The 15233-nt window shown below is 71.4% G+C and carries 9 protein-coding genes; all 9 read left to right on the top strand.

Translation table 11 applies throughout. The annotated features are described in order from the left end of the window. The first annotated feature begins 60 nt into the window (after positions 1-60). Positions 61-1224, top strand: a complete 1164-nt coding sequence (locus tag ACFWHU_RS08645; RefSeq protein ID WP_387224417.1) for a hypothetical protein — start codon at positions 61-63, stop codon at positions 1222-1224. 131 nt (positions 1225-1355) lie between these two features. Next, entirely contained in the window at positions 1356-2138 is a 783-nt protein-coding gene (locus ACFWHU_RS08640) for a TIGR03936 family radical SAM-associated protein (protein ID WP_385795267.1), read from the top strand. 245 nt (positions 2139-2383) lie between these two features. Next, positions 2384-6445, top strand: a complete 4062-nt coding sequence (locus ACFWHU_RS08635) for a ribonuclease E/G (RefSeq protein WP_387224416.1) — start codon at positions 2384-2386, stop codon at positions 6443-6445. Between the two features lie 350 nt (positions 6446-6795). Beyond that, complete coding sequence (locus ACFWHU_RS08630; protein ID WP_385795262.1) at positions 6796-7914, top strand: DegT/DnrJ/EryC1/StrS family aminotransferase; 1119 nt, start codon at positions 6796-6798, stop codon at positions 7912-7914. Then, positions 7911-8924, top strand: coding sequence for a Gfo/Idh/MocA family protein (locus ACFWHU_RS08625; protein ID WP_385795259.1), 1014 nt, complete (start codon positions 7911-7913; stop codon positions 8922-8924). The genes ACFWHU_RS08630 and ACFWHU_RS08625 overlap by 4 nt, the downstream gene beginning before the upstream one ends. Positions 8925-9065: 141 nt before the next feature. Beyond that, positions 9066-10682, top strand: a complete 1617-nt coding sequence (locus ACFWHU_RS08620) for a glycosyltransferase family 4 protein (RefSeq protein WP_387224415.1) — start codon at positions 9066-9068, stop codon at positions 10680-10682. Further along, positions 10679-12316, top strand: a complete 1638-nt coding sequence (locus ACFWHU_RS08615; RefSeq protein WP_387224414.1) for a glycosyltransferase family 2 protein — start codon at positions 10679-10681, stop codon at positions 12314-12316. Before ACFWHU_RS08620 ends, ACFWHU_RS08615 begins: the two co-directional genes overlap by 4 nt. Continuing rightward, a complete protein-coding gene (locus ACFWHU_RS08610; protein WP_387224413.1) occupies positions 12313-13596 on the top strand; it encodes a nucleotide sugar dehydrogenase in 1284 nt (427 codons plus the stop codon). Before ACFWHU_RS08615 ends, ACFWHU_RS08610 begins: the two co-directional genes overlap by 4 nt. Positions 13597-13620: 24 nt before the next feature. Then, positions 13621-15174 carry a glycosyltransferase family 4 protein gene (locus tag ACFWHU_RS08605; RefSeq protein ID WP_387224412.1) on the top strand — a complete coding sequence of 518 codons (1554 nt, stop codon included), beginning with the start codon at positions 13621-13623 and terminating at the stop codon, positions 15172-15174. Positions 15175-15233 lie beyond the last annotated feature (59 nt).

Genomic DNA, 15233 nt, shown 5'->3' with positions numbered 1-15233 from the left:
GAACGCCGTCCCGTTGGCGGATCCGGGATCCGGGCGGGCGCCGGGGGCGTCATGTGGGGCATGGATCTGGACAAGAGGCCGGCCCCGCCGGCACCCGAGCGGTACGAGCCGGGCGACGGCTGTCTGACCACCGCCATCCGGATTCCGGTGCGGATCGTCGTCCTGGTCCTCGTCGTTCCGGTGCGCCTGGTGTGGGACCTGCTCGCCGCCGGGGCGCGGGCGCTGCACCGCTCCGTGTTCCGGCCGTTCGGACGGGGCATCGCCTTCGTCTGCTCGTGGGTGTACGAGACGCTGCTCGCCCCGCTCGGGCGTGCGCTGGGCGTTGCGCTGGGGTGGCTGGGCAAGGCGTTGTTCGTGTGGCCGTGGGTGGCGCTGTGGCGGTACGTGCTGGTGCCGGTGGCGTACTACGGGCTCCTGGTACCGCTGGTGTGGCTGTACGCGAGCGTCCTCACCCCGATCGGTCACGGCATCGCCTTCGTCTGCTCCTGGGTGTACGAGACGTTGCTCACGCCGACCGGACATGTGCTGGGCGTGGCGCTGGGGTGGCTGGGCAAGGCGTTGTTCGTGTGGCAGTGGGTGGCGCTGTGGCGCTATGTGCTGGTGCCGGTGGTGCACTACGGGCTCGTGGTGCCGGTGGTGTGGCTGTACCGACAGGTGCTCACCCCGATCGGCCACGGCACTCTCTGGTCGCTCACCTGGCTCGGCAGAGGCATCGCACTGATCGCCGTCGGTATCTGGACGGCGCTCGTATGGCTCGTCGTCACCCTGCTGATCACCCCGCTCGGCTGGTTCCACCGCGCGGTCCTCAGCCCGGTCGGCCGGGAGATCGCCGCCGCCTTCGGCGTCGCCTGGCGGATCGCCGGACAGATCTCCCGGGCCGTGGGCCGGGCGCTGAAATGGCTGGCCTGGATTCTGATCGGGCAGCCGGTGAGCTGGTTCTACCGCTCCGTCTGCACCCCGGTCGGCCACGTCCTGCGCGACAGCGTCTGGGCTCCGGCCAGGAAGGCCGCCGTCGAGGCCGGCGGGGCCGTCCGGAGCGCGCTGCGCTCCGCCGGGGAAACGGTCCGGCAGGCCCGCCGCGACGCGTGGCGCGCCCTGGTCGGCGCTCCCCGCCCGGCCGAGCCTGTGGCGGCGCCGGTCGACGGGGCGCGTACGCTGGGTAGTACAACAACCGTCCCCGGCGCGGTACCCGCACCCGAGATCTCCCTGCGCAAGCAGGTGTGAGCCGGGTTTCCGGGGCCGACCGCCCGGTCGGCCGCGCGTTTTCGAGGGTGTGCGCCACCACGCGCACCCCGCACCGAGGAGAAGAACCACTGGGCAAGCGACAGCCCGAAGGCCCACCGCCCGCGCCGGCGGTGCAGCGCATCCGACTGCGTTACACCAAGCGTGGCCGCCTCCGGTTCACCAGCCACCGCGATTTCCAGCGCGCCTTCGAGCGGGCACTGCGCCGCGCCGACGTCCCCATGGCGTACTCGGCCGGCTTCACGCCGCACCCGAAGGTGAGTTACGCCAATGCCGCACCCACCGGCACGGGCAGCGAGGCCGAGTACCTGGAGATCGCCCTCGCGGCGCCACGCGACCCGGACACACTGCGCGAGCTGCTCGACGAGTCGCTGCCCACCGGGCTCGACATCATCGACGCCGTCGAGGTCCGTACATCGGGACTCGCCGACCGGCTGACCGCCTCGGAGTGGGAGCTGCGGCTCGACGGGGTGGAACACGAAGAGGCCGAGCGCGCCGTGGCCGCCTTCCTCGCCGCGGAGGTGGTGGAGGTCGAACGGCGCGCGAAGAACGGCATGCGGACCTTCGACGCCCGGGAAGCCGTCGTCGACCTGCGGACGCTTCCTCCACAGGCCGATAGGCCGCGGGGCGAGCGCTGTGCGATACTGCGGCTGGTTGTTCGGCACGTGACACCCGCCGTACGACCCGACGACGTCCTTTCCGGTCTCCGAGCTGTGGCCGACCTGGCGCCGCCGGTCCCCGCAGCGGTGACCAGGCTGGCGCAGGGGCTCTTCGACGAGGAGTCCGGAACGGTGACCGACCCGCTCGCGCCCGACCGCGAGGCAGTCACGGCAGGCCTGTCCATGGCCGCCGGACCCGCCGCCGCGAAGGCGCCGGAAGGTGCAGGTTCCGCGTAGGGACGGTTGTTGTAGCGCTGCCCTCGAAACCGCCTCGGGAGCCACCTGGGCCGGGCGGCGCGCTGACCACGAAGACTTTCGCCAGGCCGTACGCACAAACGCGTACGTACGGAACCGGCGACCCAGACATAACAGCTCCTGTGCGGCGCCCGCGCCCCGGACGGCGGCATTCGCGCACTGGCGCGGGCCGCGGCCGGACCGGATCAAGGCGTGGCGCCCGGGAGCGTGACGGGAGAACCGCCCGCATGTCCCAGAACGAGCCCGGTACGAACCGGGAGACCGAAGAAGAACTGAGCAGCCCCAGCGACACGCTGCCGCCGCGCCGCAGGCGCCGCGCCGCGTCGCGCCCGGCGGGGCCGCCGTCCGCGGCGGCCGAGGCCGCCGACGTGACGCAGGACGCCGCCTCCGAGCCTTCCGCCGAGCCGGTGGCCGAGGAGGCCGCTCCGCCGCGTGCGCGCCGTCGTGCCACCCGTAAGGCCACCGCTCCCGTGGAGATCGTGGCCGAGCCCGCACCCGAGGTCGCCGCGGCCGAGACGCTCGCCGAGCCGGCGGCCGAGGAAGCCGCTCCGCCGCGTGCCCGGCGCCGCGCCACCCGTAAGGTCGCCGCGCCCGCCGAGACGGTCGCCGAACCGGTCGTCGAGCCCGTGGTCGAGCCCGCCGCTCCCGCGGCCGTCGCCGCCCCGGAGCCCGCGGCCGAGCCCGTCGCCGACGAGGCCGCTCCGCCGCGTGCGCGCCGTCGTGCCACCCGTAAGGTCGCCGCGCCCGCCGAGAGCGTGCCGGAGCCGGTCGTCGAGACCGCTACCGAGCCCGTCGCCGAGCCGGTGGCCGAGGAGGCCGCGCCCCCGCGCGCCCGCCGCCGGGCGACCCGGAAGGTGACCGCACCGGCCACCACCCCCGCCACCGCCGATGCGGACGAGGACAGCGGGACCACGCAGGGCGAGACGCTGCCCGCGACCGCAGTCACGCAGATCACCGCCGACGAGGAGCGGGTCGAGGCCGCCGAGAAGGCCGCGACCCGTGGCCGTACGCGCCGCAGGGCGGGCTCGCAGGAGCCCACCACCGAGCCGAAGGCAGAGTCGAGGACGGAGCCGAAGGCCGAGCCCAAGGCCGAGTCGAAGTCCGAGCCCAGGAGCAGGAAGGCCGAGCAGCGCAACGGCTCCGGCCCTGCCGCCGCGAAGGACAGCGAGACCGAAGCGCCCGAGCGGTCGCGTCGGCGCGCCAACCGGCCCGCCGTCGCCGTCTTCCAGGCGCCCGTCTTCGCCGAGCCGATGTTCCAGACCCCCGAGTCGGCCGCCGCGATGGCCGCCGCCGGTGATGTCGAGGACGACGAGGATCTGGACGTCGAGGACGAGACGACGGCCGAGGCCGCGCCCGCCCCCGAGCCCGCGGGTCGCCGCCGGCGCCGTCGCCGCGGTGAGTCCGCCGAGGCGGCCGAGCCCGCGCCCGCACCGGCCCCCGCCGAGCGGGACGCCGACGACGAGGCCGACACCGAGCAGTCCGCCGAGGGCGACGAGTCCGATGCGGACGAGTCCGACGACTACGACCGTCCGTCGCGCCGTCGCCGCAGGGGCGGCCGTCGCCGTCGCCGCGGCGAGTTGGCCGAGGCCGACGAGCAGTCGGACGAGCAGTCCGACGACGCGCCCGAGGAGCGGAGCCGGGAGCGCGGCAAGAAGCAGGTGTCGCAGGACGGTGGCGACGCCGACGGCGACACCGCTGTCGAAGGCGACTCCGACGAGCAGGACGACGACGACTCCGCCGGCCAGTCGGGCGGTGGAAGCAGCAGCAGCCGTCGGCGCCGCCGCAGGCGCCGTCGCAGCGGTGACGGTGGCTCCGACACCGAGAACAACGGCGTGGACGACCCGGAGCGTACGGTCGTCAAGGTCCGCGAGCCGCGTGAACGCCGTGCGAAGGACACCGAGCCCGGCACCGGCGTGGACGAGGTCCAGTCCATCAAGGGCTCGACCCGTCTCGAGGCGAAGAAGCAGCGCCGCCGCGAGGGACGCGAGCAGGGCCGCCGCCGCGTGCCGATCATCACCGAGGCGGAGTTCCTGGCGCGCCGCGAGGCCGTCGAGCGTGTGATGGTCGTGCGGCAGAGCGGCGAGCGCACCCAGATCGGTGTCCTCGAGGACGACGTGCTCGTCGAGCACTACGTCAACAAGGAGCAGGCCACCAGCTACGTCGGCAACGTCTACCTGGGCAAGGTGCAGAACGTACTGCCGTCCATGGAGGCCGCCTTCGTGGACATCGGCAAGGGACGCAACGCCGTCCTGTACGCCGGTGAGGTCAACTTCGAGGCGCTGGGCATGGCCAACGGCCCGCGCCGTATCGAGACCGCGCTCAAGTCCGGCCAGTCGGTCCTCGTCCAGGTGACGAAGGACCCGATCGGCCACAAGGGCGCGCGTCTCACCAGCCAGGTCTCGCTCCCCGGTCGTTACCTCGTGTACGTCCCCGAGGGTTCGATGACCGGTATCAGCCGCAAGCTCCCGGACACCGAGCGGGCGCGGCTGAAGACCATCCTGAAGAAGATCGTCCCCGAGGACGCGGGCGTCATCGTCCGTACGGCCGCCGAGGGCGCGAGCGAGGACGAGCTGCGCCGCGACGTCGAGCGCCTCCAGTCGCAGTGGGAGGACATCCAGAAGAAGGCGAAGAGCGGCAACGCCCCGACCCTTCTCTACGGTGAGCCGGACATGACCGTCCGGGTCGTGCGCGACATCTTCAACGAGGACTTCACCAAGGTCATCGTCAGCGGTGACGAGGCGTGGCAGACCATCCACGGTTATGTGGCGCACGTGGCGCCCGACCTGTCCGACCGGCTGAACCGCTGGACGAGCGAGGTCGACGTCTTCGCCTCGTACCGGATCGACGAGCAGCTGATGAAGGCGCTGGACCGCAAGGTCTGGCTGCCGAGCGGTGGCTCGCTGGTGATCGACAAGACCGAGGCCATGATCGTGGTCGACGTCAACACCGGGAAGTTCACCGGTCAGGGCGGCAACCTCGAGGAGACCGTCACCAGGAACAACCTGGAGGCGGCCGAGGAGATCGTGCGTCAGCTGCGGCTGCGCGACCTCGGCGGCATCGTCGTCATCGACTTCATCGACATGGTCCTCGAATCGAACCGGGATCTGGTGCTGCGGCGACTGCTGGAGTGCCTGGGCCGGGACCGTACGAAGCATCAGGTCGCCGAAGTGACGTCGCTGGGCCTGGTCCAGATGACCCGTAAGCGGGTCGGCCAGGGTCTGCTGGAGTCGTTCTCCGAGACCTGTGTCCACTGCAACGGGCGTGGCGTGATCGTCCACATGGAGCAGCCGACCAGCTCCGGCGGTGGCGGTGGCGGCGGTAACGGCAAGCGCGCGAAGAAGCGCCGCGGCGGGTCCGGCACGGACCACGACCACAGCCATGACCACGAGACGGTCGACGGCCAGATGGACTCCGAGACCGAGTCCGAGGCCGAGGTGGCCGCGGAGGTCGCCGCCCCGGTGGCGCTGCCCGCGCCGGAGTTCGTGCCCGACGAGGAGCTGTACAGCAGCGTCGCGGAGGCCGAGACGGCCGCCCGCGGCGGGCGTTCGCGCCGCCGGGCCTCGCGCAAGGCGTCGGCTCCGGCCGGTTCGCCGCGTTCGGCGGAGCCGGAGCAGAAGGTCCGGGCCGACGAGCGGGCGGAGGTGCCCGTCCCGGTCGCCTCGTCCGTGCCGGTGGCCGAGCCCGAGGAAGTCGTGGAGGAGGCGGCCCCGCAGGGCCGTACCCGCCGCCGGGCCACCCGTAAGGCGTCGGCTCCGGCCGGTTCGCCGAAGGCGGCCGGGTCCGACGAGGTCTCCGAGCAGGCCGAGGTCGTCGTCGAGCAGTCGGCGGCGCCCGTCGCGGCGGAGCCGGAGGCCGTACCGGCCGAGCCCGCCGGCGAGACGCCGTCCGACACGCCCGAGGCGGCACCGCCGCGGGCGCGCCGCAGGGCGACCCGTAAGGCGTCTGCCCCGGCCGGTTCGCCGGCGGGTGGCGAGGAGGCTGCGGTCCTCGTGGTGGATTCGGCGCCGGAGTCGGTGTCGAGCTCCGCGGAATCGGCCGAATCCGAGGGACACGCCGAAGGCTCCGACGGCGACGACAATGCGGAATCTTCTGCTCCGGCCAAGAAGACGGCTCGAAAGACCGCCAAGAAGGCCACGGCGAAGAAGGCGGCGACGAAGAAGACGGCCGCCAAGAAGACCGCTGCGAAGAAGACCACAACCAAGAAGGCGGCCACGAAGTCCGCGGCCAAGAAGACATCGGCGGCCGAGCAGCAGACGGCCCCGACCGTGTCGGTCCCCACGGATGGCTGAGCTGTTGAGCTGAACGTTTGGTGACAGCCGGTTGAACGGCCCGTGCCCGTCCCTGGGAATCCAGTGACGGGCACGGGCTCTTTTGTTTCGGAATTGATGCGATTGGCGGTTAACAGGGCCGAAATTCGGTCGGAAATCCCTGATAATGTGACTGGCGGTCCCCGCCGTCGACAGTCTCCGCCCGGAACCTGCGGTCGGAGACCGGCCCGTCCAGGGACAGCGGTCCCACATTCCTCGGCAGGGCGTCGGCCAATCGCGCCGTAGGAGTACACGCGGCCTCGTGAGACGCCCGCTGCACTCCTGGCCTCTGCCACAGAGAGCTTTCGCGGTGTTCAAGGAGGACGACGTCCATGTCGAGCAGTGAAGTGCAGCCCATCCCCGCTGCCCGCCCGGTCATCGGGGAAGAGGAGATCGAGGCCGCCGTACGCGTACTGCGCACCGGCCGGGTCGTTCAGGGCCCCGAGGTGGCCGCGTTCGAAGAAGGCTTCGCCGAGCTCGTCGCCGGCCGCCACTGCGTGGCTGTGAACTCCGGCACTTCGGCGCTCCATCTCCTGCTGCTCGCCCTCGGCATCGGCCCGGGCGACGAGGTGATCGTGCCGTCGTTCTCGTTCGCCGCGTCGGCCAACGCCGTCCGCCTCGTCGGCGCCGACGTCGTCTTCGCCGACATCGAGCCCGGCAACTTCGGTCTCGACCCGGCGGCCGTCGAGGCCGCGATCACCCCGCGCACCGCCGCGATCATGCCGGTACACCTCTACGGCAACCCGGCGTCGATGGACAAGCTGATGCCCATCGCCGACAAGCACAAGCTCGCCGTCGTGGAGGACGCCTGCCAGGCGCACGCCGCGTCGCTGAACGGCACACCGGTCGGCGCCTTCGGCTCCGGCGGCACCTTCAGCTTCTACCCGACGAAGAACATGCACTCCCTCGAAGGTGGCATGATCTCCACCGGTGACGCCGAGGTCGCCCGCACCCTGCGCCTGCTGCGCAACCAGGGCATGGAGCAGCGGTACGCGAACGAGATCGTCGGCGCCAACATGCGCCTCACCGACGTGGCCGCGGCCATCGGCCGGGTGCAGCTCACCAAGCTCCCCGGCTGGACCGAGCAGCGCCGCGCCAACGCCGCGTACCTGAACGAGCACATCACCGCGCCCGGTGTGGTGACGCCGCCGGTCGCCGAAGGCGCGTACCACGTCTACCACCAGTACACCGTCCGGATCACCGGTGACCGCGACGCCGCGATGGCGAAGCTCACCGAGGCCGGCGTCGGCAACGCCGTGTACTACCCGACACCCATCCACCGGCTGCGGCCGTTCTGGGAGCCGGACCAGAAGGCCGGCCGGAACTGGGATCTGCCGGAGACCGAGCGGGCGGCCGCCGAGGTCGTCTCGCTCCCGGTGCACCCCTCGCTGTCCGAGTCGGACCTGGAGCGAATCGTTTCCGCCGTGAATGAGCTGGGAGAGAACCTGTGACCACCGGGGGACTGCGCGCCGGCCTGATCGGCCTGGGCTCGATGGGGCGCCACCACGCACGCGTACTCGCCGGTCTCGACGGCGTCACGCTCGTCGGTGTCGTCGACCCGCTCGGCGACAAGAACGGACTGGCGCAGGGCGCGCCCGTCCTCGCCACCGTCGAGGAACTGCTCGCGATCGGCGTCGACTACGCCGTCATCGCCTGCCCGACCGCCCTGCACGAGGAGGTCGGCCTCCAGCTCGCCGAGGCCGGGGTCGGCGCGCTCATCGAGAAGCCGCTGGCCGACACCGTCGACGGCGCGCGCCGTCTGGTCGAGGCCTTCGAATCGCGCGACCTCGTCGCGGGCGTCGGCCACATCGAGCGCTGCAACCCGGCGCTGCGCAGCCTGCGCACCCGGCTGGAGGCCGGTGAACTCGGCGACGTGTACCAGGTGGTGACGCGCCGTCAGGGACCGTTCCCGCACCGGATCGCCGATGTCGGCGTGGTCAAGGACCTCGCCACCCACGACATCGACCTGACCGGCTGGGTGACCGGTCAGACGTACACCTCGATCTCCGCCCACACGGTCTCCAAGAGCGGTCGTCCGCACGAGGACATGGTGTCCGCCGTGGGCCGGCTCTCCGACGGCACGATGGTCAACCACCTGGTGAACTGGCTGAGCCCGCTCAAGGAGCGCTTCACCTCCGTCACCGGCGAGCGCGGCTGCTTCATCGCCGACACGCTGACCGCCGACCTGACCTTCTACTCCAACGCGGCGGTGACCACCGAGTGGGAGGCGCTGCGCGCGTTCCGTGGTGTGGCCGAGGGCGACATGATCCGCTACGCCATCCCCAAGCGCGAGCCGCTGCTGGTGGAGCACGAGCTGTTCCGCGACGCCGTACTCGGTGAGTCGCACGACATCTGCACACTGCGGCAAGGTCTGCGCACGGTCGAGGTGGCAGCGTCCCTGCTGGAGTCGGCCGCGAACGGCACGACCGTGCGGCTCGACTCGGAGTACAGCCCCGGCTGAGACCTCGGCGCCGTCGGTTTTCTCCCACCGGCCCCCGCCGCTTCTCCCGACGCCGATACCGGCGGGGCGGGGACCGAGGGGCCGCACCGGACCTCAGGTCCGCACCAGCTTCCTCAAGTGACCGGTTCAGAAAGGCAGTTGATGGATACGCAGAGCGTCGGTGGTGACATGACCGGCAAGGGGCGCGTCGTCATGCTCGTCGACAACAAGGTCGACGGGGACTCGCGGGTGCAGAAGGCCGCCGAGTCCGCGGCGGCGGCCGGCTGGGACGTCACCCTGCTCGGGCTGGTCCGTACCGGCAAGGGCCGCAGCTGGAAGCTCGGCGACGCGGAGGTACGGCTGCTGCCGCTGAAGGCCCCGCTCGCCAAGCGCCACGCCGAACGTCACCGCTCCCTGCTGCGCCGCCCGCTCGCCTACCCGCCCGGCCCGGTCGCCGCGTACCGGCGGCAGTGGGCCAAGGCGTGGCGGGCGGACGTCGCGACGCGCCGGGCCGCGCTCAAGGTGGCACCGAAGGCGGTCGGTACCCCGCTGTTCCGCCGCGTCGAAGGCGTCCGTCTCACCGTGGCGGGCCCGGTCTCCAACATCGTGCAGCGCTGGGTGGGCCTGCGCTCACGGCACAGCACGGCGGCCCAGCAGGCCGGCCGCCGGCTGCGCGGTCCGCTGGACCGGCTGTTCACCGCGACCTGGACCGCCGTCAAGGGCAGGCGTGCCTGGCGCAGACTCGAACCCGCCCTGTGGGACTACGAGTTGACGTACGGCCCGGAGATCGACGCGCTCCAGCCCGACCTCATCCACGCCAACGACTTCCGCATGCTCGGCGTCGGCGCGCGGGCCACGGTCCGCGCCAGGGCGGCGGGCCGGTCGGTCAAGCTGGTCTGGGACGCGCACGAGTTCCTGCCCGGGGTACGCCCCTGGGAGGACAACGCCCACTGGATCCCGGGCAACACGGCGCACGAGAGCGAGTACGCGCCGTACGCCGACGCGGTGGTCACGGTCTCGGAAGGGCTGTCCGACCTGCTGATCGAGCGGCACGGGCTGACGGAGCGGCCGACGGTCGTCCTGAACGCGCCGGACCGCCCGGCCGACGCCGAGGCGCACGCGATCACCCGCGTCACCGTGGACGCCGACGGCGAGCCGGAGCCGACGCCGGACCTGCGTGAGCTGTGCGGCATCGGCCCCGACGTCCCGCTGATCGTCTACAGCGGCTCGCCCGGACCGCAGCGCGGCCTCGGCGACCTGGTCGAGACGCTGCCGAAGCTCGACGGCGTCCACATCGCGTTCGTGGTGCCCAACCCCACGTCCGCCTACATGGAGACCCTGCTGGCGCGCGCCGCGGAGCTGGGCGCGGGCGACCGTCTGCACACGGTGCCGTACGTGCCGCACTGGCAGGTCGTGCGCTTCCTGTCGGCCGCGGACGCGGGCTGCATCCCGATCCACCACTGGCCGAACCACGAGATCGCGCTGATCACCAAGTTCTTCGAGTACTCGCACGCGCGGCTGCCGCTGGTGGTCAGCGACGTGAAAACGATGTCGGAGGTCACCCGGTCCACCGGCCAGGGCGAGGTCTTCACCGCCGAGGACACCGACGACCTGGCCCGCGCGATCAAGCAGGTCCTCGCCGACCCGGAACCGTACCGGGCGGTCTACGACAAGCCGGGGCTGCTGGACGCGTGGACGTGGGAAGCGCAGGCCGAAGTGCTCGACGAGCTGTACTCGACGCTGGTCACGGACCGGAAGAAGTCGGAGCCCAGACCATGACGACGACCACTCCCGATGTCACGGTCGTGGTGGCCGTGTACAACACGATGCCCTACCTGACCCAGTGCCTGAACTCGCTCGTCGGCCAGTCCATCGGCCTGGAGCGGCTCCAGGTCGTGGCTGTCGACGACGGCTCGACGGATGACAGCGGCGCCGAGCTCGACCGGTTCGCCAAGGAGTACCCGGACACCGTCAAGGTGATCCACCAGGAGAACAGCGGCGGCCCGGCGGCGCCGAGCAACCGCGCCCTGGAGATCGCCACCGGCCGTTTCGTCTACTTCGTCGGCTCCGACGACTACCTCGGCGAAGAGGCCCTGGAGCGCATGGTCGCCTGCGCCGACAAGCACGGGTCGGACGTGGTGATCGGCAAGATGGTCGGCACCAACGGCCGCTACGTGCGCCAGGCGATGTACAAGAAGGACGATCCCGACGTCAGTCTGTACGGCTCCGACCTGCCGTTCACCCTCGCCAACACCAAGCTCTTCCGGCGTGAGCTGGTGGAGAAGTACAAGCTCCGCTTCCCCGAGGACCTGCCGGTCGGCAGCGACCAGCCGTTCACCATCGAGGCGTGTGTCCGGGCCGGCCGGATCTCCGTCCTCGGCGACTACACGTACTACTACGCGGTCAAGCGCGGCGACGCGAGCAACATCACCTACCGGGCCGACCATCTGGCCAGGCTGCGCTGCACCACCCGCATCATGCGGCACGCGGCCGGTCTGATCGAGGCGGGCCCCAAGCGCGACGCCGTCCTCAAGCGGCACTTCACCTGGGAGCTGGCCAAGCTCGTCCAGGACGACTTCCCGACGCTCGCCCCCGCGACACAGCGCGAGCTGTGCGCAGGGATCGCCGAACTCGCCGACGACTATCTGACGGACGAGCTGCGTGACTCGCTCGACGTCAAACGACGGGTACGGATAATGCTGGCCCAGCGTGGCGCTGTGGCCGAACTCACCAAGGCCATCGCCGACGAGACCGAGCACGGCGCGCCGCCGTTCCTGCTCGACGACGGGCGGGCGTTCGCCGCCTACCCCGGTCTGCGCGACCCGATCGTCCAACTGCCCGACCGTGGCTACGAGTTGGTGGGAGAGGCCGTTCCCGGCCGGCTCGCCAACGGCACCCGGCTGATCTCCGCCGGGTGGGAGCGGACCGGCGACACGCTGTTCGCGGTGTTCGTCGTACGGATCGGTGTCACCGGACAGACCGGCTCGGCCGTGATCCGGCTGGCCCGTACCGCGATGCCGAACAGCGCGGACAAGGCGGCGGCCCGCCGACTGCCTGCCGGGCACCAACTCCCCGACGCGGTCGGCGAGTTCACCCGTGTGCCGGAGCCCGACGGCGGTGGCGGCACCATCCTGACCGCCAGGATCCCGCTCACTGCGGCCCGGATCAAGGCGGGCGCCCGCGTCTACGTCGACGTCGCCGGATCGACCTACGAGATCCCGATCCGTACCCGGGGTCTGCCGATGCCGCTGGCCCGCCGGTGGGGCGACACCGTCCCCTACCGGGCGTCGGCCAATGTGAATCCCAAGGGGCGACTGGTGATCACCACGGCTCCGCTGTGGGAGCCGACACCGTCCTTCCGCGCGCGGGTACGAAGCCTGCTGCCCCGGTTCAAGAGGAAAGTAATCCGATGAATATCTGTGTAGTCGCGCTCGGCAAGATCGGTCTGCCGCTCGCCGTGCAGTTCGCCGCCAAGGGCCACCGCGTCTTCGGCGCCGACGTCAACGAGAAGGTCGTCGAGCTGGTCAACGCCGGTACGGAGCCCTTCCCCGGCGAGCACGACCTCGACGTCAAGCTCAAGCGATGCGTCGACGCCGGGCTGCTGACGGCCACGACCGACACCGCCGCCGCCGTCGCGCAGGCCGACGCCGTCGTGGTCGTCGTCCCGCTCTTCGTGGACGCCGAGGGCGTGCCGGACTTCGGCTGGATGGACTCGGCGACGAAGGCGATCGCCAAGGGCCTCAAGCCCGGCACCCTCGTCAGCTACGAGACCACCCTGCCCGTCGGCACCACCCGCACCCGCTGGGCACCGATGCTCCAGGAGGGCTCCGGGCTCACCCCCGGCGAGGACTTCCACCTCGTCTTCTCGCCCGAACGCGTCCTGACCGGCCGGGTCTTCGCGGACCTGCGCCGCTACCCCAAGCTCGTCGGCGGCATCGACGAGGCGTCGGCCAAGCACGGCGTCGACTTCTACGAGGCCGTACTCGACTTCGACGTACGCGAGGACCTGCCGCGCGAGAACGGCGTGTGGGACCTCGGCACCGCCGAGGCCTCCGAGCTGGCGAAGCTCGCCGAGACCACGTACCGCGACGTCAACATCGGCCTGGCCAACCAGTTCGCGCGCTTCGCCGACCAGAACGACATCGACGTCAAGAAGGTCATCGAGGCCTGCAACAGCCAGCCGTACAGCCACATCCACCAGCCCGGCATCGCCGTCGGCGGCCACTGCATCCCGATCTACCCGCGGATGTACCTGTGGAACGACCCGGCTGCGACCGTCGTGCGCTCGGCGCGCGAGGCGAACGCGGCGATGCCCGAGTACGCGGTTGACCTGCTGGCCGCGGCGTACGGCGACCTCACCGGCGTGAACGTGCTCGTGCTCGGCGCGGCCTACCGCGGCGGCGTGAAGGAAACGGCGTTCTCCGGTGTCTTCCCGACCGTCGACGCGCTGCGGGCGCGCGGCGCCGTGCCGTACGTCTCCGACCCGATGTACACCTCCGAGGAGCTGACCGCGCACGGTCTGCCGCCGCACGAGGGCGAGAAGGTCACGGCGGCGGTGCTCCAGGCGGACCACGCCGAGTACCGCGACCTGAAGCCGGCCGACCTGCCGGACGTCACGGTGCTCGTCGACGGCCGTCGTACCACCGACCCGGACGCCTGGCGTGGCGTCCGCCGCGTCGTCATCGGCGGCTGAGCGGTGAGCAGAGGAACGAGTCAGATGCCAGAGCGTCGCCCCGGACGAGTCGTGATGCTCGTCGACAACACCATCGACGGTGACTCACGGGTCCAGAAGCACGCACGGTCGATGGCGGACGAGGGGTGGGAGGTCCACCTCATAGGCCGCGCGCCGGCGACCGGCGCGGACAGCTACGAACTCGGTGGCGCCCAGATCCACCGGCTGATGCTCCGGCGCTTGCCTCCGCGCAAGTCGCTGCGCCGCCGGGTCACGGGCATCCGCTACCCGCTGGCGTACGAGAACCAGGACAAGGCGCTCCTCAAGAGCCGCCGTATCAAGGTCGACTGGGCGGAACTGGAGGTGCGCGCCGGAGGCGCCGCCGCCCGTACCGGTATCGCCAAGGCGCCCAGCACCAAGCAACTGCCGCTCATCGCGGCGCGGTTGGCGGGCAAGGTCCGGCGCAGCACGATCCAGGCCAGGACCCGCCAGACGAAGGCGGCGGCAGCCGCCTGGGGTGACAAGAACGGTGCGCTGGAGGGCCTGGAGACGGCCTTCTGGGGCGCCACGATGGGGGACAGGGCGTGGCGGCGGCTGGATCCGCTGCCGCTGCGCTACGAGCTCAGCTACCGCGACAAGATCGAGGAGCTCCAGCCCGACCTCATCCACGCGCACGACTACCGCATGATCGGTGTAGCGGCGCGCGCGGGCGTGCGCGCCCGCGCGGCGGGCCGTGACGTACGGGTCGTCTACGACGCGCACGAGTTCGTGCCGGGACTCGCGCAGGCCATCCCCTCGAAGAAGTGGCTCGCCTCGCAGGTCGCCTACGAGCGCGAGCACATCCCCTACGTCGACGCGGTGGTCACCGTGTCGCCGGCACTGGCGGAGATGCTCCAGACCTCGCACGGTCTGACCGAGCTGCCGGTCGTCACCCTCAACGCGCCGCCGAAACTGGTACCCGGCGAGGACGAGTCCTCGGACTGGACCACGGAGGACGGCGCCAGGGACGTACGCGAGGCGTGCGGGCTCGGGCCGGACACCCCGCTCGCCGTGTACTGCGGCGGGGCGGCGCCGCAGCGCTGTCTGCACACGATCGTGGAGTCGCTGGCGTTCTCGGACGACCTGCACGCCGCCTTCATGATCAACAACCTGGACGGCGACTACGTGGGCTCGCTGCGGGAGCTGGCGCAGAGCATCGGCGCCGCGGACCGCGTCCACTTCATGCCGTACGTGCCGTACGACGTGCTGGTGCGGTTCCTGTCGACGGCGGATGTCGGCATCCACCCGCTGCGCAAGGGGCCGGTGAACCACGAAGTCGCCCTCAGTACGAAGTTCTTCGAGTTCATGCAGGCTCGGCTGCCCGTCGTGGTCAGCGATGTGAAGGCCATGTCGGACGAGGTCAACCGGGTCGGCAACGGCGAGGTCTTCCGGTCCGAGGACGGCAAGGACCTGGCGCGGGCCGTGGGCGCCGTGCTCAGCGACCGCGACCGGTACACCGCGCCGTACGACCGGCCGGGGATGCTCGACGAGTGGAGCTGGGAAGCGCAGACGGAGAAGTATGTGGCGCTGTACGAGCGGCTGTTGAAGCATCTCGGCTGACGATCGCCGTATGTGAGTGAGGGCCCACCCGCGCCGCGCGGGTGGGCCCTTGTCGTACG

It is taken from the genome of Streptomyces sp. NPDC060366 (genome assembly GCF_042725135.1).
In the GTDB taxonomy this organism is placed as follows: Bacteria; Actinomycetota; Actinomycetes; order Streptomycetales; family Streptomycetaceae; genus Streptomyces.
Note: the sequence above shows the minus strand (reverse complement) of the source record. Positions and strands in the feature narration are given on the sequence as shown.